Source organism: Paenibacillus sp. FSL R7-0189, from assembly GCF_037969925.1.
Lineage (GTDB): Bacteria > Bacillota > Bacilli > Paenibacillales > Paenibacillaceae > Paenibacillus_AQ > Paenibacillus_AQ odorifer.
In genome coordinates this window covers 5966034-5990959 of sequence record NZ_CP150223.1, presented here as the reverse complement: position 1 = coordinate 5990959, position 24926 = coordinate 5966034, and the positions used below count along the sequence as shown (strand labels likewise).

Annotated in this window: 23 protein-coding genes; 17 read left to right on the top strand and 6 right to left on the bottom strand. The window is 41.4% G+C overall.

Translation table 11 applies throughout. The features are described 5' to 3' along the window. Positions 1-11: 11 nt before the first annotated feature. Complete coding sequence (locus MKY63_RS26210) at positions 12-1070, bottom strand: PocR ligand-binding domain-containing protein (RefSeq protein WP_339810368.1); 1059 nt, start codon at positions 1068-1070, stop codon at positions 12-14. A 203-nt stretch (positions 1071-1273) separates the two neighbouring features. Between MKY63_RS26210 and MKY63_RS26205 the strand changes: the two genes are divergently transcribed. The 3 genes from MKY63_RS26205 to MKY63_RS26195 all read left to right on the top strand — a co-directional run bounded on the left by MKY63_RS26205 (position 1274) and on the right by MKY63_RS26195 (position 6218). Continuing rightward, complete coding sequence (locus tag MKY63_RS26205) at positions 1274-2410, top strand: glycerol dehydrogenase (RefSeq protein WP_076274491.1); 1137 nt, start codon at positions 1274-1276, stop codon at positions 2408-2410. Position 2411: 1 nt separating this feature from the next. Next, entirely contained in the window at positions 2412-4172 is a 1761-nt protein-coding gene (gene dhaK / locus MKY63_RS26200; protein ID WP_339810366.1) for a dihydroxyacetone kinase subunit DhaK, read from the top strand. A gap of 135 nt (positions 4173-4307) precedes the next feature. Continuing rightward, positions 4308-6218: an alpha/beta fold hydrolase gene (locus tag MKY63_RS26195; RefSeq protein WP_339810364.1), complete on the top strand. Its 1911-nt coding sequence runs from the start codon at positions 4308-4310 to the stop codon at positions 6216-6218. A 97-nt stretch (positions 6219-6315) separates the two neighbouring features. On the opposite strand, the gene MKY63_RS26190 is transcribed toward MKY63_RS26195, so the two are convergent. Next, a complete protein-coding gene (locus MKY63_RS26190) occupies positions 6316-7095 on the bottom strand; it encodes a GNAT family N-acetyltransferase (protein ID WP_076099355.1) in 780 nt (259 codons plus the stop codon). 176 nt (positions 7096-7271) lie between these two features. On the opposite strand from MKY63_RS26190, the gene MKY63_RS26185 reads away from it, so the two are divergent. The 6 genes from MKY63_RS26185 to MKY63_RS26160 all read left to right on the top strand — a co-directional run bounded on the left by MKY63_RS26185 (position 7272) and on the right by MKY63_RS26160 (position 12467). Further along, complete coding sequence (locus MKY63_RS26185) at positions 7272-7946, top strand: hypothetical protein (RefSeq protein WP_232061357.1); 675 nt, start codon at positions 7272-7274, stop codon at positions 7944-7946. A 173-nt stretch (positions 7947-8119) separates the two neighbouring features. Continuing rightward, a complete protein-coding gene (locus MKY63_RS26180) occupies positions 8120-8677 on the top strand; it encodes a sigma-70 family RNA polymerase sigma factor (protein ID WP_076099234.1) in 558 nt (185 codons plus the stop codon). Then, positions 8674-9579 carry a hypothetical protein gene (locus MKY63_RS26175; protein WP_339810361.1) on the top strand — a complete coding sequence of 302 codons (906 nt, stop codon included), beginning with the start codon at positions 8674-8676 and terminating at the stop codon, positions 9577-9579. Before MKY63_RS26180 ends, MKY63_RS26175 begins: the two co-directional genes overlap by 4 nt. Positions 9580-9755: 176 nt before the next feature. Further along, on the top strand, positions 9756-10730 hold the full coding sequence (locus MKY63_RS26170; RefSeq protein WP_038571041.1) for an AraC family transcriptional regulator: 975 nt from the start codon (positions 9756-9758) through the stop codon (positions 10728-10730). Positions 10731-10860: 130 nt separating this feature from the next. Next, complete coding sequence (locus MKY63_RS26165; RefSeq protein WP_036677367.1) at positions 10861-11769, top strand: ABC transporter substrate-binding protein; 909 nt, start codon at positions 10861-10863, stop codon at positions 11767-11769. Between the two features lie 68 nt (positions 11770-11837). Beyond that, positions 11838-12467, top strand: coding sequence for an AAA family ATPase (locus MKY63_RS26160; protein ID WP_051490969.1), 630 nt, complete (start codon positions 11838-11840; stop codon positions 12465-12467). A 180-nt stretch (positions 12468-12647) separates the two neighbouring features. On the opposite strand, the gene MKY63_RS26155 is transcribed toward MKY63_RS26160, so the two are convergent. Further along, complete coding sequence (locus MKY63_RS26155; RefSeq protein WP_076144120.1) at positions 12648-13730, bottom strand: GntR family transcriptional regulator; 1083 nt, start codon at positions 13728-13730, stop codon at positions 12648-12650. Between the two features lie 308 nt (positions 13731-14038). Here MKY63_RS26155 and MKY63_RS26150 point away from each other — a divergent pair, with 308 nt between their 5' ends. The 3 genes from MKY63_RS26150 to araA are packed head-to-tail and all read left to right on the top strand — an operon-like array spanning position 14039 to position 17815. Next, positions 14039-15646: an FGGY-family carbohydrate kinase gene (locus MKY63_RS26150; RefSeq protein ID WP_339810355.1), complete on the top strand. Its 1608-nt coding sequence runs from the start codon at positions 14039-14041 to the stop codon at positions 15644-15646. Positions 15647-15662: 16 nt separating this feature from the next. Next, positions 15663-16358 (top strand): L-ribulose-5-phosphate 4-epimerase, encoded by a 696-nt coding sequence (locus MKY63_RS26145; protein WP_036677359.1) that lies wholly within the window; start codon positions 15663-15665, stop codon positions 16356-16358. 32 nt (positions 16359-16390) lie between these two features. After that, complete coding sequence (araA, locus tag MKY63_RS26140) at positions 16391-17815, top strand: L-arabinose isomerase (RefSeq protein ID WP_038571054.1); 1425 nt, start codon at positions 16391-16393, stop codon at positions 17813-17815. An 83-nt stretch (positions 17816-17898) separates the two neighbouring features. Here the strand turns inward: araA and MKY63_RS26135 are convergent, their stop codons facing one another. Both MKY63_RS26135 and MKY63_RS26130 read right to left on the bottom strand, forming a co-directional pair. Beyond that, positions 17899-19041 carry a glycosyl hydrolase family 8 gene (locus tag MKY63_RS26135; RefSeq protein ID WP_339810352.1) on the bottom strand — a complete coding sequence of 381 codons (1143 nt, stop codon included), beginning with the start codon at positions 19039-19041 and terminating at the stop codon, positions 17899-17901. A 49-nt stretch (positions 19042-19090) separates the two neighbouring features. Then, positions 19091-20065 carry a glycoside hydrolase family 43 protein gene (locus MKY63_RS26130; RefSeq protein ID WP_339810350.1) on the bottom strand — a complete coding sequence of 325 codons (975 nt, stop codon included), beginning with the start codon at positions 20063-20065 and terminating at the stop codon, positions 19091-19093. A 337-nt stretch (positions 20066-20402) separates the two neighbouring features. Between MKY63_RS26130 and MKY63_RS26125 the strand changes: the two genes are divergently transcribed. After that, complete coding sequence (locus MKY63_RS26125) at positions 20403-21302, top strand: glycerophosphodiester phosphodiesterase (protein WP_339810347.1); 900 nt, start codon at positions 20403-20405, stop codon at positions 21300-21302. A gap of 123 nt (positions 21303-21425) precedes the next feature. On the opposite strand, the gene MKY63_RS26120 is transcribed toward MKY63_RS26125, so the two are convergent. Further along, on the bottom strand, positions 21426-21914 hold the full coding sequence (locus MKY63_RS26120; RefSeq protein WP_339810345.1) for a nucleoside deaminase: 489 nt from the start codon (positions 21912-21914) through the stop codon (positions 21426-21428). 151 nt (positions 21915-22065) lie between these two features. On the opposite strand from MKY63_RS26120, the gene MKY63_RS26115 reads away from it, so the two are divergent. From MKY63_RS26115 to MKY63_RS26100, 4 genes are read left to right on the top strand one after another with little or no spacing between them, the layout of a single operon-like run. After that, positions 22066-22515 carry an OsmC family protein gene (locus tag MKY63_RS26115; RefSeq protein WP_339810344.1) on the top strand — a complete coding sequence of 150 codons (450 nt, stop codon included), beginning with the start codon at positions 22066-22068 and terminating at the stop codon, positions 22513-22515. A gap of 37 nt (positions 22516-22552) precedes the next feature. Next, positions 22553-22915 carry a hypothetical protein gene (locus MKY63_RS26110; RefSeq protein WP_339810343.1) on the top strand — a complete coding sequence of 121 codons (363 nt, stop codon included), beginning with the start codon at positions 22553-22555 and terminating at the stop codon, positions 22913-22915. Next, complete coding sequence (locus MKY63_RS26105) at positions 22896-23843, top strand: LLM class flavin-dependent oxidoreductase (RefSeq protein WP_339810342.1); 948 nt, start codon at positions 22896-22898, stop codon at positions 23841-23843. The genes MKY63_RS26110 and MKY63_RS26105 overlap by 20 nt, the downstream gene beginning before the upstream one ends. Before the next feature lie 18 nt (positions 23844-23861). Further along, the gene (locus tag MKY63_RS26100; protein WP_339810340.1) at positions 23862-24887 is read left to right on the top strand and encodes a helix-turn-helix domain-containing protein; all 1026 of its coding nucleotides are present in this window, start codon (positions 23862-23864) and stop codon (positions 24885-24887) included. The last annotated feature ends 39 nt before the right edge of the window (positions 24888-24926 follow it).

Here is a 24926-nt window from a genome sequence, read left to right as displayed (position 1 = left end):
CGCTAATTTTATTAACGGAGGGTTTCTTTTGCTGATCGCCTCATATACATATTCCGATATACAGCCGGGGTGAGGTTCTCGTATTTTTTGAAGGTTTTAATGAAATAGCCCGTGTCGCAAAAGCCCAAATCATCACTGACTTGATTGATCGGGGAATCCGTGGATTCCAGCAGTTGCTTAGCCCATTCAATCTTGAGTCTGGCAATGAAGACGGAGAAATTCTCTCCAGTTTCTTTTGTGAAAATACGGCTGAAATAACTGGGGCTGATATGACAAAGCTTAGCCATTTCTTTGAGGCTGAAATTCTCATTTTTATGTGTATAAATGTAATTAAAAGCAGGTTGAAGCACAGAATTCGCTGAGACGAACTTTTGAACACCATTTTTTAATTTGGTCTCGATCAACGCCCCGGATAACTCCTGCTGTATGGATTGGATTTTTCGGTACGTACGGTCTGATTCGTCCATAGCTTCGGCAGAAGCGGGTTCTTCTATATTGGTGGTCAGAACCTTTTTGTACAAATCCACGGTAGTATGCTTTTGAATGGCTTCCTCCACGATATAGGTACTTAACTGCAGCAGCAGCTCAACACACTTTGTTACTTCATCGTAGGATAAAACAGGCAGTGCCAGGTAATCCTCTTTGAGTGTTTGAAACTTCATGTTCGTCTCCACATTCGGCGGCCGAGAGACAATCTGCTCCAGTTGTGGCACGTCAGGTTCACGAAGCTTGAGCTGTCCGGCCATAATTGCACCTAGATATTGATTATCTATAATGATGGGAATCGCGATATCTATAATATTGAAATGACATAAATAAATAAACGGTTTGTTCTGGCGAACCGCTTCAATTCCAGCGCGGGCATCACATTTTTGACAATATTGAGAGAGATGGGAGTCCTGGCGCACACCTTGACAGAAAGGCTGACAATAGCTGTGCTTGGTCACGGGAACACCCTTGTAATCAACAGTAAGAATAGCCATTTTGGTTACAAGAGATAAGGAATCCTGGAGCTTTTCCCATTTCTTCAAATCAATAATTTCTTCTAGATTGAACCGGGATTTTGACATCACAAAATTCTCCTATGTAAGTTATAGAATCTTAATGAACATTATACAGAATAATTCAACACAATGACATGAAAGTTCGATTTTTCACGATTATGACAAAAAAATACGATAAGAAAACGCTTTAATAAGCTTTTATTGTTTCATGTTTCTTAAATTAGAGCAATCTATAATGATAACTATAAACAACTGAGGAGGAACGAAAAATGAGAAGAGCATTTATCAGTCCGACGAAATATGTACAAGGTGAGAATGAATTATTGAACTTAGGTTACTTCGTAAAAACCTTTGGTGATTCTGCTTTGTTAATTGCCCATCCAGATGATGTAACACGTGTGAAAGACAAACTGGAGTCAACTAAACAGAAATTTAATATAACTCTTGTTGAAAGCGGCTTCCACGGGGAATGCTCAAGACAAGAAGTCGCCAGATTACAAGCGCTAGCCAAGGAGCATCAATGTGCATGTACGATTGGCTTGGGTGGAGGTAAGGCGATTGATACGGCAAAATGTGTAGCTGAAGGAGAAGCACTGATTATCGTTCCAACGATAGCAGCAACTGATGCTCCGACAAGCCACTCAGCGGTGCTCTATACTCCGGAAGGTGAATTCGATGATTATGCTTATTTCAAGCAAAGCCCGAGTGTAGTCATGATTGATACAACAGTTATTGCCAATGCACCTACAAGATTTCTTGTGGCAGGCATGGGAGATGCACTTTCAACCTATTTCGAAGCAAGAGCTACTGCAAATTCGTATTCCAACGTGAATGCAGGTTTACCTTGCGGAGTTCGTGAAGGGGTTTGCGGTGAAGCTAAAGGGACAGTAACAGCGTTGGGACTTGCAAAGCTCTGCTATGAGACATTGCTTGAGAATGGATTCAAGGCGAAGCAGGCTTGCGATCTGAATATCGTAACCCCAGCTTTGGAGAATATAATTGAGACGAATATTCTTTTATCGGGTCTTGGGTTTGAAAGCGGTGGTTTGGCAGCGATTCATGCGATTCATAATGGGTTAACTGCTTTGGAAGGAACTCATCATTATTATCATGGTGAAAAGGTAGCCTTCAGCACGATTGCTCAACTGGTTCTTGAAAACGCAGACCGGACTGAGTTAAAAGAAGTGTTGGACTTCTGTCTTTCGATTGGTCTCCCAGTTTGCTTAGCGGATATTGGTGTTGAGCATGTAACCTATGAGGAACTGCTTGAGGTTGCTAAAAAAGCTTGCATTGCTGAGGAATCTATCCATTCGATGCCGTTCCCAATTACGGAGGATGCGGTTGCATCAGCAATTATGGCAGCCGATCAATTAGGCCGTCAATATAAATCAAGTAAGGAGTTTTAAGATGAAAAAAATCATAAACAAGCCGGAGACTCTGGTTAGGGAAATGTGTAACGGGCTTGTCTTGGCGCACCCCGAGCTGGATTTCGATCCGAAATTTAAAGTGATTTCTAAGAAAGAGATTAATCAAGATAAAGTTACCCTGATCAGTGGTGGCGGAAGCGGGCATGAACCGGCTCATGCCGGGTTCGTAGGAACCGGGATGCTGGATGCAGCTGTATGCGGTGATGTGTTTGCTTCACCATCCCAAATCCAGGTTTATCAAGCGATTCGCCGCACAGCAAGCACCAAAGGTTCATTGCTTATTATCAAGAATTATAGCGGTGACATCATGAACTTTAAAAATGCGGCCCATCTAGCAACTGAAGATGGTATCGAAGTGGATTATGTCAAAGTAGACGACGACATTGCCGTTGAAGACAGTCTTTATACAGTAGGGAGAAGAGGCGTAGCCGGAACAGTGCTTGTTCATAAGGTAGCCGGAGCAGCAGCAGAAGCTGGATTGTCTTTAGCAGAAGTGAAAGAAGCGGCGCAACATGCAATTGATCATATGCGCAGCATAGGCTTCGCCTATACCTCTTGTACCGTGCCTGCCAAAGGTACTCCGACATTTCATATTGAAGAGAACGAGATGGAATACGGGGTTGGCATCCATGGAGAACCTGGAATACGCAGGGAGAAAATTGTACCCGCAGATGAATTAGCACAGCGAATGGTTACCTCTTTGCTAGACAACTTCCAAATGAATGATCAGAAGCAGGAGGAAGTAGCCGTATTAATTAATGGATTTGGCGGCACCCCGCTGCAAGAGTTATATTTGCTGAACAATTCTGTCATCCGCGAATTAACTGCTAAGAATAAACAAGTGTTTAAAGTGTTTGTTGGTAACTACATGACCAGCATTGACATGGCAGGTGCATCGGTGACGATAATGAAGCTGGATGAGACGCTGAAGAAATGGTTATCTGCGCCTTGTGATACACCAGCCTTGTCGATTAAAGGCCCCTTTGAGCCTGTGAACTATACTGAAGTAATCCAGGAAGAGAAAGCAGACAGCAATGTATCCTTTAAGAATAATACGGATGCTGCTGCAGCGGTGATTAAGAACAATCGGTTTACTTTGCAAAATATCGTCTATCTGCTCGATCAAATGAGCCAGGTTATTATTGAGAATGAAGTTCCGTTCTGTGAGCTTGACTCCCACGCTGGAGACGGCGATTTTGGGATGAGTGTAGCTAAGGGCTTTAAACAGCTGAAAGTCGAGTGGGAGGATATTTTAGCTCATCATCTCACTAATATCGGCGAGTTCCTTGATGCCTGTTCCATGGTCATTATGGAATATTGCGGCGGAGCATCCGGACCGATCTGGGGATCAGGCTTCCGCGCAGCAAGCAAAAATGTTCAGCAGAAGGAAGAGCTGACCATTCAGGAGTTTGCTGATATGATGAAAGCTGTTGTCAAAGGGATTCAAGATACGGGTGAAAGATCTTTTGGCAGAGGGGCTGTTGTCGGAGACAAGACATTGATTGATGCGCTTGTACCGTTTGCAGATGCCTGGACCCAAAGTGCAGAACAAGGCGACGATATCAAAGTGGCGGCAAGTAAAGCAGCGGAAGCAGCTGTCCAAGGTTCTAAAAATACTATAGAAATCGTTGCCCGTATGGGAAGAGCCGGCACAGTGGGGGAACGTAGCATAGGTTATCCAGATGCGGGTGCTCATGCACTTGGGGTTATTTTCACAGAGCTGGCAAAAGCAATGAAATAAGAATCACACATAACCTGAATCCGAGGGATATCTACTCATGGGGTCTACTAATGAATTTTTCGGATTCAGGTTATTTTTTTTGCCCATTTTGTGTTACACATTTTGATTTGATACTTTTTTGGGGGGGGAGACCAGATGAAAAAGTTTCTGTCTACGAGATTAGCATTGAAATTTTTATGTGTCGCTTTATCCATGGTTTTGATCAGCAGTGTGGGAGCTTCTTTCTTGCAAACAGATTTCGGCAAGGTCCAGATTAGTAAGTTTAAGATTCCGTCCGATAATGGTACTTGGATTGAGGGAAATCTGTTCAGGCCTGTCTCAGCAAATGCAGAGCATAAAGTTCCACTCGTCATTACTAGTCACGGTTTTTTAAACAATAAAGAGATGCAGGATAGTACCGCAATCGAACTTTCCCGTCGGGGAATTGCCGTGATTGCAATGGATTTCTTATGGCATGGAGGCTCGAGCTCTCCTGATATGCCATTTTTCCCAACGATAATGTCAGAGAATAATGGGATGATTCCTCTGGTGGAATATGCATCATCCAGTCTTGATTATGTAGACTCTACAAAAATTGGCATTAGTGGTCATTCTATGGGTGGAATGATTACCTGGAGTACACTCCAGTATTATGGCCAACTTTATTTGGCGGAGCTCGAAGCGGCGAAAGATCCCTCTTCGGAAGACGGCGCAGTTATTACGGTAAGTGAACAAGCCAAGGCTGATGCTTCGAATAAAGTTGCATCCGCTTTCATTGTTTCTCAGGTCGAACAGTCTACCGATGAGACTTTTCAAAACATCCATGCCAATGTAGGCATCAATGTAGGCAAATATGATGAAGGCGGCTCCGGATTTGCGAGAGGGAATGCTGATCTTTCGGGCGATGCCCCAGAATCACTAGCTGCTATAAATTCAGTAATGCCGGAGAATCAAAAGATAAACGCTGTGGAAATCGGCAAATATTACGGTAATGCAGCTGATCAAACCTTGCGCGTCGTGTACAATCCAGCGGAGATCCACCCTTGGCAACACTTTTCGGTGGCGAGCACTGGTTATTTAGCAGACTTTTTTACGAAAGCGTTTCAAATCAATAATCCGTTATCTGCCGGCAACCAATTATGGTTATGGAAAGAGATCTTTAACTTTATCGGCTTGTTAGGATCCTTTTTATTTATTGTCCCCTTTGCGGTATTGCTCCTCAAGCTTCCTTGTTTCAATAGTCTAATTCAACCTACTCCTGCCAAGTTACCGGAGCCTAAGACCAGAAAAAGCAAAATTCTTTTTTGGGGCTCTTGGATAATGAGTTGGGTAATTTCCGCAATATCATACCTTCCGATCAGTCGCTGGAGTATTATAGCTGGACAGAATATCCTTCAGCCTCGTAGTTTATTTCCACAAACCGCCATGAACTTTATTTTAATCTGGGCGATCTTTAACGGCCTTGTGGGTCTATTGTTATTCTGGCTAACCACTCGTTTATCAGGAAAAAATTATAATGAGCACTCTGAAAGCTGGGGAATAAAAACAAATTTGAAAGAACTGCTGAAGACTTTTGCACTTGCGGTATGTATATTCACTGGATTCTATGCTTTGGTTGCATTTGCAGATTATTTCTTTCAGACAGACTTCCGCTTATGGGTACTGGCAATTAAAGTATTCACTCCGAATCAATTATTAATTGGCTTACGTTATATGCTTTTCTTCTTTATATTTTATGTTGCACAGTCAATTGCCGTGAACTCTACCCCCCCAGTTGAAGGGCAGAAAGAATGGAAGGATCTGCTCATTAGCGGGACAGGCGGTGTACTCGGAATTCTAGTGCTCATTGGGGTACAATACGGAACGTTATTTTCAACAGGTGTAACTTTTTGGCAAAATCAAGATTGGCTCAGAATACTAGTCCTTTTCCCTCTCGTTTTCCAGCTCTTTATTGCAGCTTATATTTCGCGTTACCTCTTTAAGTGCACAGGAAAAATATGGCTGGGAGCCATGGTGAATTGTATGATTATTGTGATGATGGGCGCAGCCAATACATTTACATTTTGAGAGATGCTATAATCTATTCTTCTACGAAGAATATGCCTACGGCGTAAGAGGTTTAGATAGAAAAAACGTACTGCAGCTTATGCAGTACGTTTTTTGATTAAATAATAAATTCAACGATGTATTGTTGGCAAATGAGTTCATATCCCAGCGATTGATATAGAGAAATGGCTCCTACATTCTCCTCAAAAACATTCAAATATACGTTAGCTGAAATGGCATGTCCTTGGCGTGTTAGCTCTGCACAGACTTTTTTTCCATATCCATTTCTTCTCCAGGCCACATCCGTTCCGATATTTCCTAGTTCAACGTAATCCTCACTATATATGTGGTATCCTCCTACAGCAATCAGCTCGTCTTGTGCCATCACACCATAGAACGGATTCTGTAATTCTTCTTTTGAAAAAGCCATGGTTTGCAGCTCGTTCATCTTTGCTTCAATTCGCTGGAAATGAGCAGGTCCTAAGTGCATAACATGCTTGTCCGCTGTTGGTAGAACATCTTCATGAATATGTTTCATTAGAAGCAATTTTTTGGGAGGGCTGTAGAACTGAAGCTGAGAAGCAAAGACCTGTAGCTCTTGTTCGTTAATAATAAAGCTACCCACCGCATGGTTATGTAGATGTAATTCATCTTTCATGAACGCCAACATTGAGCTGAGACAAAAGGATTGCTGAACTGGATATACAGAAAAAGCATTAAACGGAAGGCCACTTAAAAAGGCTAATACTCCAAGCAACTCGCCCTGGTCAGAATACTGACCGTAATGCACTGTGTTTTGTCTGCGAAAAGTAAGGTATGAATAATATAAAAAATGCTGTTCCTTATTAATCGAGCTTAAAATAACATCCAACTCTGCTGCTGTTAATTTTCTATACATATACGACCTGCCTCCATTAACAATTGCTGTTGCTATTTCCTCTTGCCGAATTAGCACAACCTTTTCTAATATATCATAAATCAGAACTTTAATTGCTTTATTGCTGGGTTGAGCCAAGTATGATACTATTGTCCCCTTAGAAACATAAAATGAGATATGAAGGTTTTCTTGAAAGGATGATATATATTAAGGCAATCTTAGTTCGGTACTTCGGAAATCCGCAAGATCGAACCGCCATGTTCAACGCTGCTTCCCTAGTCATCAATGCTTTTATTGGTATAGGCAAATTAATTCTTGGGTTATATCTATTGTCCGGATGGTTCATCACAAATGCACTTTATTATCTGATTCTTTGTATAGCCAAAGGACAGGTGCTTCATAAATATACATTAGCTAAAAAAGTCAGTTCACCACAGCAAAGGTATTCCATGGAGCTTTATGTTTATAAGCGTGGCGGTGTTTTTCTTTGTCTTCTAGGTGTTTCTTATCTGTTGGTCTGCCTGCGGATTTATCTAGTCGGGGACGCTTTGGTTTATGAAGGTTACATTGTATATCTGGTAGCACTGATCGCTTTTACAAAACTTGGTTTTGCCATTCATGGAAACATTGTTAACCGTCATCTCAACAATCCCATTATATCAACATTAAAAATGATTAGCTTTACTGATGCCGTAGTCTCCATTGTTGTCACTCAAATGGCTGTGCTTACGATGAAAGGCTCACCTCAGGCATTAAACGCCAGTGCGTTGTTTGGCATGGGGTGTAGTGTTTTATTTTGTCTGGGGGGGATCTGGATGATGCTCCGTAAGACAAAGGCTCCAATGAAGGAAGTAGAATTAATTAAAAATTAGATGATATTATAACTTCCCCTTATCCTTTAGGATGAGGGGATATTTGTATTTTTATGTCATATTATCAGCGTTGAATGCCGAAGCTTATAGAAAATTATATTTTTATGCAACCTAAACACTTCTTTTCCTACTTTATAAGTGAATGCTTAATCAAATCGAACGGAAGTGATGGAGTGGAAGATAGTGAAATCATACAATTGTATTTTGCACGTAATGAAAGGGCAGTAGAAGAAACATCGAAAAAATATAGAAATTATTGTACTCGGATCGCTCATAACATTTTGTCTAATGCTGAAGATTCGGAAGAATGTGTTAACGATACCTTTCTTGGTGCATGGGAAGCAATACCGCCGAAGTCTCCTGCAAAGCTGTCCTCTTTTCTGGGGAGAATCACACGAAATATTGCTTTGAACAAATATGATTATTACATGGCTAAAAAACGGAATAAAAAATTCGATACGATTCTTGATGAATTAAACGATTGTTTATCCTCTTCAGACAACGTTGAAACCCAATACGAGGAAGCACAAATAGCCGAATCTATAAGCAAATTTCTACACAACATTAAGGAAGATCAGCGGAATATTTTTTTGAGGCGTTACTGGTATTCTGATTCTTTGGCCGATATTGCCGCACGCTTCTCAATCAGTGAAAGCAAAACCAAATCAATTCTTTTCAGAACACGCAAAAAACTCCAAATATATCTTCAGAAAGAGGGTTATTTCCTTTGAATAATAAAGAGCTCTTCAAAACAATCGGTTACATAGACGAAAATTTGATAGAAAAAGCCAACTCCGCGAGACGCACTAATAAAAAAACTTATGTAAAGTGGGGCTCATTCGCAGCTTGTGCTGCATTGGTGTTAGGTGTGGCCGTTTATAAATTTCCGCAGACGCCGTTGCCTAATTCACCACAAATATCGCAGCAGACACCAGTCTCGTCTCCCACAGGGGTTCGCAAAATTCTGAATTACAATGGATACCGTTATGCATTCGTAGCAGATGGCGCTCAGTTTAAGTTCACAGGTATGGAGCCTGACAAATCGCTTGGTGCATTAGAGTTTGATCTCAACCAAGAGCCCGGAAAGAAAGACGGGGATAAGAATGCGGAAAAGGATTATGCCGCTACGTTCGCTATTGGTGGAAAGCTGTATGAAATCCCAACATACCCATCCCATTTTCGTATTGCAGTTAAGGATGAGCAATATTATTATCTAGCTGAAATTGTGGCGAAGGTAGACGATTCTGCAATGAGCGCGAAGGAGTATTTAGATCTGGCTAATCTGAAGGAGCATGCAAAAGATATCTATATTCTGAATCATGTGGGGAATGACGTGCAAAAGACTATCACTGATCATCCTATTGTTGAGTCCATTATCGAAGGTTTGTACAGCGCAAAAAAAACAGAGCTAAGCAATAAGGAATATGAAGCTCTTGCAGCGGCGCAATCCCAAGGAAAATCATATCAATTACAGTTCAACCTAAAAGACGGGACTTATATCGCCATGTATATCATTCCCGAATTAAAGGTGGTGTCTATGGGTGATGCTTATTATTATTTGCCTGATGCCTTTTTTGTTCAAACCAGCGACCTTTTTTCAGGGCTGACCCAAGAGGTGCTACCGCTTTACTGAGGAGGCGGAGATAAGTGATCCTTACAAACTGTACATTGCAGGTTATCCAATATCTCGCATATAATGATCTAAATGATAATCGTTATCATTTAATAGAAGAGAAAAGGTGATCTGCTCATGATAAAACATAATATTGGGATTACGGAGTGCAGCTTACCTGCTGAGTGTATAACAGAATGACAAGTTCATCTATTCATAACATCTATAACGGGTATTTCGATGCTTTGTTTGAGGCTCCGTCTATGAGGGACACTACAGAGAGGAAACATTTTGCACAATCCAGTACCCAAGGATACGTCGATAGAGTGATCACACCCTCCGGGATCGAAATTGTTGATAGTGATTACCGTTTTGCTGATGATCGCCTAGTTCAGGTTCAATCCGAAGCAGCAATGATTGAGTTAAGCTTTTGTCTGCAGGGGAGCGGGGAAGTTCATGTTACAGATACTAGCCATGAGTTAATGCCCGATAGTTGTTCATTGCAGTTCATGCAGGATTTCCAGGCGGAATTTCACTATCGCAGTGCTGAACCTATCCGTTTATTGTCCATAGGTGTACCAGTTACACTATTTGATTCATGGATGGAGGATCAAGGCTCTTCACATGCTCGCAGCTTATCCGGACTGTTAGATTCACGTGCTTTTCGAATGTTCCGTATGCCTATTCTTCCAGAAACCACCCGATTATTGGTGCAATTGAGAGACTGTCCATATCATACCTCCATGCGCCGGTTGTACGTAGAGGGGAAGGCATTAGAACTCTTATCTGTATATTTTGACGTTTTTCTTTTTGAGCAAAAGCATATTAAACGCAGTTTGCATTTATCACGTAGTGACCGAGAAAACATTCGGAAAGCCAGGGATATCATCCTTGACCACATGGCAAACCCACCATCGCTAATCGAATTGTCCAAGCTGGCAGGCATTAACGAATACAAATTAAAAGTTGGATTTAAGGAAGAGTACGGAACAACTGTATTTGCATATTTACGGAACAAACGTTTAGAAAAAGCATGGGAAATCATAAGTACCGGGGATATTAGTGTCAGCCAAACAGCGACGATGGTAGGTTACAACAACTTTAGTCATTTTGCCGAAGCTTTTCGGAAGCAATATGGAATTAATCCTTCAGAAGTAATTAAAAAACGATAAAAATTAAATAAATATCCGCCAAACCGTTATTCAATCCCTCTGCCGGTAGTTCTGTCCTATCAGCAGAGTGTATGATCGGACTTGCTAGAAGTGAGAATGATTATCAATAGATTGGAGAGGGTTGGAAAAAATGTTCAGTTTAAAACGGATCTCTTTTGTCGGAATCGCCTTAATCATGATGGTGATGCTGTACGGGTGTGGGAATTCAGGTCAGGAGGCTAAAGGAGATGTTGAATTACCGGTGAATCCGGTTAGAATTGCCGATGTATCCGGCTCAACGGAAGAACTTCTGGTGCTTGGATATAAACCTGTTATTACTGGGAATACAGATATGGCTAATTCATTAGAAATCACTCCTATTCTCAAAAAAGAACTGCCTGATGTAACTCCCGCTGGATGGTTTCAGACGGAAGTCAACTTAGAAGCGATCATTGCAGCAAGCCCTGATTTGATACTGGCAGGACCTACCCAAGAAAAAATCTATGATCAACTAAATATGATTGCTCCAACAGTGAGGGTGCCTTATGGCTTTAACGCTTTTAGAGAGCGATTTGCATTTGTTGCGGAGGTGCTTGATAAGAAAGCGGAAATGGAAGCGTGGTTGAAGGTCTATGATCAACGTGCTCTACTACTACATGATCAAATCACTGAGATAACCAAGGAAGAGACGTTTGCGGTAATCGAAGCTACAGAGAAAGAAATACGCATCTATTCCCGCACAGGTATTGCGGATATGATTTTTAATGATCTAGGATTACCCATCGCGCCAGGTACACCGGAGCCAGATCCATGGGGAGGGAAAGTGACAAGTCTAGAAGCACTGTCCACCTTTAATCCAGACCATATCATTTTATTATCCGATAATGACCAGAATGTTCTTGACCAAAGCAAGGTCTGGAGCAATCTGAAAGCTGTAAAATCGAATAATATATATCGTATGACAAGCAGACAAAATTATAATGAGGCTTTCTTTGCTTTAGGAAAAGAAGCATTGTTGGAGCAAATAGCCGAACAAATCAAGGAACATATCAAACAGTAAAGGATAATTTAATCTTTTCTCGAATAATCTCTGAGTTGCAATGATTATTATTTGAAGGGATGATTAAATTGAAGCAAGGGATATTAGTTTTTCTAAATGGAACTTCAAGTTCCGGAAAGACCTCCATATCGACTGAACTGATAAAACAGAAAGAGATTCCTTTTTATCATTTATCAATTGATGATTTTTTTAATAATTACAATGATTTTATTAATAATAAATTTCCAGATGAACCTACAAGAGAAATAGATCATCAAGTCGTTTCCCAAATATTGGATGATTCCATATTCTCAGTGTACCATTCGACAATTAAATTGTTATCAGAATTTGGTTTTAATGTAATAGTAGATACCGTAATCGACAACGATAAGAGGTTTAATGTGTTTCTTGATCAATTTTTCGATCACCCTACGTTATTTATAGGTGTAATATGCTCGAAAGAAGAACTCATAAGAAGAGAGCAAACAAGAGGAGATAGAATGATTGGACTAGCAGCTTCACAGTTTAGCAAAGTATATTGCTTTGAAGAATATGACCTCGAAGTAAATACGGAAGAGATGAATTCATTAGAATGTGCTGAAAAGATATTAAGTTTTATTAAGTCCAATAAGGAATACTCGGTATTTAAGAAATTAAGTAAAAGAAATGTTAGTGTTTGGGGTTATCACCCCTCGGGCTGCCGAGGGATTTCGGGATAAATACGGGATAAATCCCGGCAAGCTTGTGAAACAGTTTGCTTCTTCTGTACTGTTGACTTCAAAACAAGAATCGAACCTTTAAAGAATACTAAGATAACAGTTGCAAATAACCCACCAGTCACGACTGGTGGGTTATTACATTTACATATAAAGATAAACGCAAATTCCTCAGAATTTATTCTATCTCTCGACTACTGTTTCTCCTTCAATTAACACAGGTTGATAATAAGTGTTGTTGGGAAGATCCTTTTTTCCTTGTAATTTTTTAATGACCCAATCCGCTGCATCACGGCCCATAGTTTCTTGGGGATGCGTCAAAGTGGTCAGTTTGATGTTCGCATTTTGGGCAATATAGGAATTGTCCTGGCCAATAATTGATAAATCCTCTGGTATAGAAATTTCCAGCTGTCTGCAAGCATTGACTACTTCCAAACCGACCTCGTCGTTGTAGCAGACAATCGCAGAGAGGGTATCTCTATTTTTATTTAGGAAATCCTTCAGGTTTGTAGCTAAGGTTTGTTTGGTCTCGGTGTTGAACGAAAATATTTGCTCTGGATAAAACCGCAATTTAGCTTCTTCGAGGGCTTTGATATAACCCTTCATTCGATATTTGCCTTGTAAATCATCCATTTTTGCGATAAGTCCAATTTGAGAGTGACCTTTGGAGATCAATTCTTTTGTTGCCAGATAACTGGACTGCACATCGTCAAGACAAAGGAAGGGTAGCTCTATTTCCTCATAAAAAGCATTGATCATAATGAGTGGAATATCCTGCTCCTTAAATGACAGATAATACGCAATATTGGGATTATACAGATTACTTTTTGTAGGTTCAATAATTAAACCATCTACGCCGTAGGACAACATCATTTCGAGAGCTTTTTTTTCTTGAGCAACATCGTTATTGGTACTAGCCAATAATAGTGAATAGTTATCCTCATTCATTCGGCTTTCAATCCCCCGGATAATAGAAGGGAAGATGTAGTCTGAGATATACGTCGTAATTACACCGATCGTCTTCTTATGGGAACTCCCGCCGGTCTTTGTGCGATATTGGTTGCTGACATACGTGCCAGAACCTTTTTCGCTGCGGAGGAATCCTTCGTTGGATAGCTCTAAAATGGCTTTTCTAACAGTCTGTCTGCTAACCTCGTACAAGGACTGCAAGGCAGACTCCGTAGGAATTTGTTCGCCTACATTGTAATCTCCTGAAAGGATCTTGCTTTTTATATCCTCTATAATCACTTGATACTTTGGTTTCATGTAATTCCTCTTTCCATACTTGTTCGCTTTATAATTCGTACATTTCATTAAGTTGTATGTACAAATTATAGCATGACTACGAATTAAATATAAAGGGGCTCTTTTTTTATGAAAAAATGTAAATATTTCGTACCTTTAGATCATCATAAACAAACTAAGTACGGTGTTAAATTATTATCATCTCCATATTTGTATGTATATATAACTATTTTATTGACAAATGTACGTACAAAAATTTATACTAAAGCTGTTAATTAAGAAAGCGAATTCTTTTATATTAAAAAAGCGCTGTCAGAGAGGTGACTAACGTGATATCGAATCGATTAAGCATCGAAGAAGCAATCAATAAGGGAGAAACTTCGCTAGGGATTGAATTTGGATCCACGCGTATTAAAGCAGTACTTATTGATCATAGTTTTCAAACGATCGCTTCTGGAAGTTATGAATGGGAAAATCAGTTGAAAGACGGCTTTTGGACGTACAGCCTAGAAGATATTATCAAAGGTCTACAAGATGCTTATCGCGAGATGAAGCAAGAAGTTCAACAAAATTACGGAATCACCCTCCAAACCGTTGGTTCAATCGGGTTTTCTGCAATGATGCATGGATATATGGCTTTTGACGAACAGGATCAATTGCTCGTTCCGTTCCGGACTTGGCGTAATGCAACAACTGGTAAGGCAGCCAAAGAATTGACCGATGTATTTAAATTCAATATCCCTGAACGATGGAGTATTGCTCATCTTTATCAGGCGATCTTAAACAAAGAAGAACATGTGCCGCAGATTCGTTTTGTTACGACGTTAGCAGGATACATTCATTGGTTATTGACCGGCAACAAAGCACTTGGTGTTGGGGATGCTTCAGGTATGTTCCCAATTGATGAATCCATAGGGAATTATAATGAATCCATGATACAACAGTTTGATGAGCTTATTGCTGGCAAAGGTTATTCGCTGAAGATCAGCGATCTTCTTCCTAAGGTGTATGTTGCCGGTGAGCAAGCGGGTCTATTAACCGAAGCAGGAGCCAAAATTCTGGATCCATCATTGCAATTACAAGCTGGGATTCCGCTTAGCCCTCCAGAAGGGGATGCAGGAACCGGTATGGTTGCTACCAATAGTGTAAGAAAACGTACCGGGAATGTCTCCGTAGGAACCTCTGTTTTTGCCATGATCGTATTGGAAAAAGAGCTTTCCAAGGTTTATCCGGAAATTGATATGGTGACTACGCCAGACGGAAGTCCAGTAGGTATGGTTCATGCTAATAACTGTTCAAGTGACCTTAACGCCTGGCTCGGATTATTCCGTGAGTTCTATGAAGCAATGGGGCAAAAGGTAGAAGCTGATAAATTGTACAGCGTACTGCTGAATAAGGCTTTGGAAGCAGACGCAGATGCGGGTGGATTGCTCAGTTACGGTTATTTCTCGGGTGAGAACATTACGGGCTTAGAAGAAGGCCGTCCGTTATTTGTACGTTCCCCTGAGAGCAAATTTAATCTGGCTAACTTTATGCGTACACATTTGTTCAGCGCCTTTGGTGCTTTGAAAATTGGAATGGACATTTTGACGAAAGAAGAGAATGTAGCCATAGATAGTATTTTAGGACACGGCGGTATATTTAAGACTCCGGTAGTTGGCCAAAGAATGATGGCAGCTTCACTGAATGTTCCTGTTTCCGTAATGTCAACTGCTGGAGAAGGCGGCGCATGGGGAATGGCTATTCTTGCCTCCTACATGATGAACAAAAATCAGGAAGAAAGCTTGGAAGACTTCCTCGATCAAAAAGTGTTCAAAGATGTAAAGGGAGAAGAAATTCATCCCGATGCAACCGACATTAAAGGCTTTGAAACCTTTATCGAACGTTATAAAAAAGGTCTGGCGATTGAGCAATCCGCTGTTGATAATTTAGTCTGAGAATGGAGGGACCAAGATGTTAGAACAACTTAAAGAAGAGGTTTTTCAAGCCAATCTGGAATTGCCAAAACATGGACTTATCAAGTATACATGGGGAAATGTGAGTGCAATTGATCGCGAAAGTGGATTATTCGTAATCAAACCTAGTGGTGTAGATTATGAAACAATGAAAGCCAGCGATATGGTAGTCGTTGATCTGGATGGCAATGTGGTTGAAGGGGAAATGAGACCTTCCTCCGATACACCTACTCATGCAGTACTTTATAAACATTACTCCGAAATTGGCGGAATCGTGCATACACATTCCACTTGGGCAACTATCTGGGCACAAGCAGGACTTGACGTTCCTGTAATGGGAACTACGCACGCTGATACATTCTATGGCTCCATTCCTTGTGCGCGTTTCTTAACGCAAGAGGAAATCGATCGGGGTTACGAAGCGGAAACAGGTAATGTAATCATCGAAACCTTTGAACAACGCGGGATAGATATTATGGCGGTTCCCGGTGTTTTGCTTAAAGGCCACGGACCCTTTACTTGGGGGAAAAATGCAAAATCCGCTGTAATGAACAGCGTAGTGTTGGATGAAGTATCAAAAATGAATTTATTTGCTAGAGAGTTGAACCATTTTGCGGAAGAATTGCCACAACGTATTCTAGATAAACATTACTTGCGCAAACATGGGAAAGACGCTTATTACGGTCAAAAATAATCAAACTACAAAATGATGAAAAGAGGATGAATATGTCAACAGCAGTAGCAAAAGAATTTTGGTTTGTCGTAGGTTCGCAACATCTTTATGGGGAAGAAGCATTGGCTGAAGTTAAAGCGCACGCACAAACGATGACAGATGCTTTGAATAAAAGCGGAGTTTTGCCTTACCCACTAGTATTGCAGGATTTAGCTGTCAGCGCAGATAAAATCACCAACATTATGAAAGAAGTTAACTATCGTGACGAAGTTGCCGGTGTCATCACTTGGATGCATACTTTCTCACCTGCAAAAATGTGGATCCGCGGAACAAAAATGCTGCAAAAACCTTTGCTTCATCTAGCTACGCAATATAATGAAAGTATTCCATGGGCAACAATTGATATGGACTTCATGAATCTAAACCAAGCTGCTCATGGTGACCGTGAATATGGTTTTATTAACGCCCGTTTGAACAAACAAAACAAAGTGGTTGTAGGCTATTGGGAACGTCCTGAAGTTCAAAAGCAAATTGCAGAATGGATGGACGTAGCCGTTGCTTATAACGAAAGCTTCAATATCAAAGTTGCTCGTTTTGGTGACAACATGCGTAATGTTGGTGTAACTGAAGGAGATAAAGTTGAAGCCCAAATTCAATTTGGCTGGACGGTTGACTACTTTGGTATTGGTGACCTGGTTCAAGTCATTAATGAAGTTAAAGAAGAAGAGATTGATGGTTTGTTTGCTGAATATGCTGAGCTGTATGAATTCGACTATGGCACTAACAGCAAAGAAGCTTGGGAAGCTAGCGTAAGAGTTCAAGCAAGCTATGAAATTGCTATCAAACGTTTCCTTGATCAAGGTGGCTACAATGCCTTCACCTCAAACTTCGAAGATTTACATGGAATGAAACAACTTCCAGGACTTGCTGTTCAACGTTTGATGGCACAAGGATATGGTTTTGCTGGAGAAGGAGACTGGAAGACTGCAGCTCTCGACCGCTTGCTTAAAGTGATGAGCCATAATCAATCCACTGGCTTTATGGAAGATTACACTTATGAATTGACGGTTGGACAAGAATCTATTCTTCAATCCCATATGCTTGAAGTTGATCCTACTTTGGCAAGCAACAAACCAAAAATCATCGTGTCTCCACTAGGTATTGGTGGTAAAGACGATCCAGCCCGTTTAGTATTTGACGGTAAAGCAGGAGACGGTGTAGTGGTTTCCATGGCTGACTTCGGTACGCATTACAAACTTTTGATCAATGAAGTGACTGCTTTTGAACCAACTGTTCCAGCTCCAAACCTTCCAGTAGCTCGTGTGCTTTGGAATGTTAAACCAAACTTCCAAGATGGGGTAAAAGCTTGGATCGAAAATGGTGGCGGTCACCACACCGTTGTTTCATTAACTCTTACAACAGACCAAATTATTGCTTACGCAAAACTTGTTAACTTGGAATATGTAGTAATTAAATAATAGCAAAGCTTTATTACGATTAATAGGACTCCATTCCTCGACCTTTTCGAGGAATGGAGTCCTATTGTTTTGTTCGATATACTTCAATAAATGCGATAGTTTCCACTTAGGGCTAGTAAACTAAAGAAGTACAGACAGTTATCATAATAACGACGTTGTCCAGTTCGCAAAGGTGTATCCCAAAACAAACGGACAAAATGCTCTGCCTCCGGGCCATCCGAAGCAAGCGAAGCCATGGCATTGGTCGCCAAAAGGCCTACTGGATGCAGCGCCGGTTCGTCGAATGCCTGTCCCTCAATGGTATACCGTCGGTAATTGGAAACTTCGATATTCCTAAAAAAAGCTTGAATCCGGTTACATTGATCGACCTGCCAGCTGTCCTTTTGGAACCATGCCCAGTCCAGACCGATGTTAGCCGCAACCCGGTAAGCATCACTGAAAAAATGGCTGAAATCACCATGAGGCTGGGGTTCTGCCGGGGTGCCGTTAAAATTGGCATATTCGGGAGCGAGACCAGTTATAGGATGGCATGTAGTGTGTAGATATGTACGGCTGGCTTCCGCCGCTTCTCGCCAAAACATATGGTCACCTTCATCAGCCCACAAAGCGAACAAATCATAGAAATGGGGGAGATGGTAAGATGGATCACTGAAGGTGGATTCCGGTACGAATTTAATCAGTTTCGTTTCCGCGTCCCACATTGAGTCACCAGCACCTGTTTCAGTTTTATGTACACAAGCACGCAATATTGTTCGAGCCTGCTCAGAATAATTATAAGGTTCCGGACCGTTTCCCCAACGTTTCGAGGCAAAAAACAGGGCCATGGCGAAAAACTCTTCCCCGTCCGGTGCGGGTCCCTGAGAAATTCTTGTGCCGTCAGGCTTGCAGTGCCAAGCAAAGTAATCGGCATAACGGCCTTCTTTGTGCTGCATAAACGTCTTAGAGAAGTTCCATAAACGATCAAACTCATCTTTTTTATTCATTTGAACAGCCATCATCATCCCGTAGGACATTCCTTCAGACCTAACATCCAGATTACCTGTATCCAGAATATAGCTTTTATCCTCGTCCAGCGGATAGTAGATTCGTACGTTGGGATCTCCGTAAAACAAATCACTCCAAGTTTCTTCGAGTTTAGCGTTGATTTCATCTTCAGAAAAGCTGAGCTCCTTAAATAAATTGCGATATTTCCCCGTATAAAAAGCACCTTGTTGTGTCATTGGCATGATATTTCCCCTCCTGTGCACTCCAGCATGCACTCCATTTCAATAAAAACTAAGGATGGATGGTTTGAATGGTGCCATCATCGTTGTATTTCAGCTCCGTATATTTTACAGAACGCTTGTTGTCAGCACCACCAGATAAAGAACTATCATGATAAAATAAATACCATTTCTCTTTAAACTGAACAATAGAATGGTGTGTTGTCCAGCCCAGGACGGGTGTAAGTATTTTTCCTTGATATACAAAAGGCCCAAGCGGATCTTTACTGATAGCGTATACAATATTATGGGTAGTACCCGTGGAATAAGAAAGATAATAATAACCGTTATATTTATGAACCCATGGACCTTCAAAATATCTTCTCTCTTCATCTCCAGCAAGAATCGGATTTCCATTCGTATCGATGATGGATATTTCTCTAGGCTCACCTTCAAAGCTCAGCATGTCCTCGCTCAGCTCCGCTACGATAGGTCCAAGAGCTGGTGCCGTTTCAGCCGGTCCCTCGGCATCCGCAACAAATGAGCCGGTTTGCCATTTTTCAAGTTGACCGCCCCAAAGACCCCCAAAGTATATATATGATTTGCCATCATCATCAACGAAAACAGCGGGATCAATGCTATAACTGCCAGGAATGTAGTTCGGTTCAGGTGTAAAGGGTCCGGAAGGTGAAGCTGAGGTGGCAACCCCGATTCGGAAAATATCGTCATGGTCTCGGGCTGGGAAAAACAAATAGTAGGTATTGTTTTTGTATGCTGCATCCGGAGCCCACATTTGCTGTTTAGCCCATGGAACATCCTTCACATGAAGTACTTCACCGTGGTCGATACAAGTGGAGCCATCTCCATCAATAGACAGAACATGGTAATCCTCCATATTATATTGGTCACCGTTGTCATTAGAGATCATATCGTGATCCAGGTCATGAGAGGGATAAATATAAATTTTGCCTTCAAATACATGAGCAGAAGGATCCGCAGTATAAATATGAGTTACGAGAGGTTCATTGGGTTGCACTGGCTTTGTCAAGTCATTTCCTCCTATAAAGTTAATCGCTTACAAAGTTAATGGTATAAGAACTTTAGGACTCTGTATATATAGCAACTATAGTTTATACCCCACAAAGTTTAGATGTTGCTTCTTGACCTTGCAGACCCTGTCCCATTTATGCTGCCTCGCAATATTTTCTCTAGATAATCTGGTACAATAGAAATCTCCAAACTTTGACCTTACAAATACCTTACAAATACATTGAGGTGGGATTAACATAAGGGAATATAAATCATAATTTTACACAAGAATGAATGTTAGAGCGAAAGACACCAAGTATTCTACATTATATTTTTAAAAAGATGAGGTCAGCTTAATGCAAAAAATTCAAAATTCTAGAATCTACTTTATATGTATACATGTGCTTTTATTAATCTTATTGTTCACCTCTTTGTATGCTTATTCCCCCTGGATTCGCATTAAAGTAAAGGAAATTATCATGCCTGCGGATAAAGTATATACAATCGCTCACCGTGGTGCTTCAGGATATGCTCCTGAGAATACAATACCTGCATTCGAGCTAGCTATTGATATGAAGACCGATTATATCGAGTTAGACATTCAGTTAACAAAAGATCATGTTCCTGTTGTTATTCACGATGGGACCGTAAATCGTACCACGAATGCTAAAGGGTATGTAAAGGATTTTACTTTAGAGCAGATCTCAAAATTAGACGCGGGTTCATGGTTTAATGAACAATATCCCATGTTCGCTAGAGATAAATATGTAGATTTACGTATTCCGACACTAAAAGAGGTATTTGAAAGGTTCGGAAAAGAAGTGGACTATATGATTGAGATTAAAGATCCCACGTCGAATTCGAACATCGAGGCATTGTTAAATGAAGAAATCTTAAATTATGATCTGTCGGCTCATGTTGCTATACATTCATTTAGTGAAGCGAGTTTACGTAGATTCCATTCCATAAATCCAGCAGTCCCTCTTTATCAAATTGTATGGTATGATTTCCCTGTTTATAAAATATCAGAATCCTATGTGAATAGATTAAAAACTTATGCGGTAGGCATAAGTCCTAATTTTCAAAAAATAAATGCGGCATATGTCGCGCAGGCAAAAAATTCAGGGCTAAAGGTGTTTCCATATACTGTGAATTATCAAGTGAATATGGATAAAGCCGTAATTTGGGGTGTAGATGGTGTACATACAAATTTCCCTGACCGCTTTAGCGAAGTAATTAAGAATAATAAAAGGTAAAGGGATGTGAAATCACTCTTTTCTGGACATAAATAAAGCTGTCGAGACTTTCTCGACAGCCTAAGAACCTTTATCCAAAGGTTCTTTTTTTACGGAAAAATAAATTATTTTTGATTCTTCGTATTACTGAAGAAGTCTTTTCTCGTGAAATTGTAGATGAAGCTCCCGTACTTGTTCTGCAAGATCCGGTACAGGGCCATCTACGAACGCATCGTAAATAACCTCCTGAATACTTAAATTACGGACGGGTGATGCTGCAATTCCCATATCATTTAACCACCCCGATAATTGCTTCGAGGAACTCGCATATACAATTCGTCCTAAATGAACCCAACCGTGTGCCGCTGCACACATAGGGCAATGTTCTCCGGAGGTATACACTGTTGCCTTCTTACGTTCTTCCTGTGTCATATTCTGAGCTGCCCAGCGGGCTAAAGAGAATTCGGGGTGCTGAGTATGGTCACCGCTACCTACATGGTTGCGGTCTTCTGCCAGCACTTCGCCACTTGCTGATACAAGGACAGAACCAAAGGGTTCGTCCCCAGCTTCGAGTGCAATTCGGGCAAGTTCAATACAACGCTTAAGATGTTTGATATCCGTGTCGTTTATCATGATGGTAGAACCTCCTGGATTTTAATTTATAGATAAGTTTCATGAATAGTAGGCCTGAGCCTGTTTGTTCACCACATTCTTCTATGTTAGCATGTAAAGTATTCGATGAAAAATATATCATGCAATATCAAGCTAGGGAGGATATATAAAAATGAAGCACCCATTTATATTAAACGCCGTATGGAACGGTGGCCGTAACAGTGACGGAACTATTGAAGCTGGACAGCTTAAGACTCAAATCTCCATTCCGAAGGAAATGGGAGGACCCGGAGTAGGAACGAATCCGGATGAGATGCTTTTGGGAGCAGCAGCAACCTGTTATCTCATTACACTTGCAGCAATGCTGGAGCGGGCAGGGCTTACGACTACAGAGCTGACGTTAACCTCAGAGGCGACGGTAGATGTAACGAATAACATTTTTACATATGAAGCCATCAAACATTCACCCCTAATCACCCTTACCAAAGATGCGTCACAGGACGATATCGATAAAACCATCCGAATTGCCCATAAAGCAGAAGGCTCCTGCATGATCTCTAGAGCCGTTGCAGGAAATGTAGAAATCACGACAGAGCCAACGGTGTTGACTGCAAGCCTATAAAATTGAGTCCTAGGTAATCAGAGAGGAGACGTTAACTTTGAACGTTGGTTTATATAAGGATTTGATCAAGGATGATCGCGGAAATTATTACGTGGCTGTACAAAAAGAGGGTAATGAGCTGACTTTGGTAAACGCAATGCTAGAGCGGTCTTACCAAGAGCTGTGGGAATTTAATGAAGCTTTCAAAGAGAAGTACGCGGAATACGAGCATCAGTTCATCGGCAAAATGATTATGGATAAGCTGCGGCACGATGTTGTTTTTGCCTCCAAAGAAGACGGCCATGGCCGAATGTATGATCTGGCCGCGGTTGCAGTTGATTACAAGCTTATTTTTATCGATATGATCGAATTTTACCGAAACCCTCGAGTAGGACTTAATCATGACAAGAACATCCATTAAGCTTAGTGTATTAGATCTCGTACCTGTTTTTAATACGGTGGATGCTAGTACCGCATTGGGACAAGCAGTGAAGCTGGCTCAGACAGCAGAAAGACTGGGATATTCTCGTTATTGGGTTGCTGAACATCATGATATGCCGGGATTAGCATGTACCTCTACGGAGGTGCTTTTATCGCATATTGGAGCGAAAACAACACACATTCGCCTTGGCTCAGGCGCTTTATTGCTGCCACATTATAAGCCGCTAAAGGTGGTGGAAGCATTTCATTTGCTGGCCAGTTTGTACCCGGGACGCATCGACCTTGGATTAGGCAGAGCTCCCGGCGGTACTGCTGAAGTAAGTTTAGCACTGAGTGGCAATTTTCTCGAAAATGTTTGGAAAATGCCAGAACTGCTTAAAGGAGTCACTGAATTATTGCAGGGTAACTATTCCTATGAAGGACGTTCAATAACCGCCCGTCCGGTCCCACCCGTATCTCCAGAGCTATGGCTGCTGGGTACAAACAAGAAAAGCGCGGCATATGCTGCCGAGTTTGGAGCAGGTTATGTGTTCGGCCAGTTCATGAGCGATGTAGCAGGGGAGGAGGTTTTGCAAGCTTACCGTGAAACATTTACTCCTTCTTCACTTTCTCCTGAACCGCAGGCCATGGTTGCTGTTGGCGTCATTTGCGCCGAGACAGAGGAAGAGGCAGAGCGATTGGCCTCATCTGGTACGACATTATTCCAACAAGAAGGTTCTGCCGAAGCGAAGTCTGAGCCCTTGGAACGTAAGCTGCTGGTAGGTACTCCGGAAAGTGTTAAAGGTAAGTTGGAACGGTTATCTCTTTTGTATGGAGTTAATGAATTCATTATCGTTACCATGATTCCAGATTATGAGAAACGATTGCATTCGTTCGAACTGCTTGCCCAAGCGTGCTGGAGTTCTTAATAAAGGAGGTCCATATGTATGAAGTCTCATACCTCTGATCAAATTAAAATCCCACCAGGATTTTGGGCTGGATTAAGTCAATTAGGGATAACTGCACAAGATGTAGCCAGCAAAGCAAATCTTCCACTTAGCCAGATCACAGAGTCAGAAGTCACCACCGCCCAATATTTCGCAGTCTGGCAGGCATATTCCGATCTCATTGGAGATACTGCCGAAGGAATCATTAAGCTTGCAACCGTCTTTGAAACCACACAATATCCGCCGACGGTTTTAGCAACATACCATGCTAAGGACTATCGCGATGCTCTTAACCGAATGGTACGATACAAACAAATGTGCCCTCCTGAAAGCTTGCGTATTACCGAGGAAGGCGAGTTATGTACAATCGAATTGGAATGGCAGCATCCCGGGCATTCTGGTCCACCGCTGCTGCTCGGCCTCACTTTGGCATTTCTTCTAGAACTCGGACGGCGAGGCACAGGCCTACCTTTGACAGCACAGCTTGTCGAGTTTTCACAGCCTATAGGAAATGTAAAGATTCTTGAAGCTTATTTCGGCTGCCGAATTCAGATAGATGCTCAATATAATCGTTTGACGTTGCGTCGAAATGATTTGAATCATCCTTTTATCTCGTACAACGAAGAGTTACTGGAGATTCTGACTCCCGTTTTGGACCGGACGCTTGCTGAACAGAAGGGCACACGCTCTATAACCGAGAGGGTCAAATGGATCATGAAACGCAGCTTCAGCGGAGGACGCCCTGACATTCAAGCTGTTGCGAAGGCGTTAAGTATGAGTGACCGTACCTTGCAACGCAGGCTTACTGAAGAAAACACAAGCTTTAAGCAATTGCTTACACAAGCTAGACATGAGCAAGCACGAGAGTATCTGGCAGATTCTTCGCTTGATATTAAAGAAGTGGCTTTCTTGATTGGATATGAAGACCAGAACTCGTTCTACCGTGCCTTTCGTCTTTGGGAAGGTGACACTCCTTCAAATTGGCGTAATGAACATTTAGGTTTAAACTCGATACCCTCTTCATAAAAACAGTATTTTCAGAGTTTTATCATTGGCGTGTTAAAC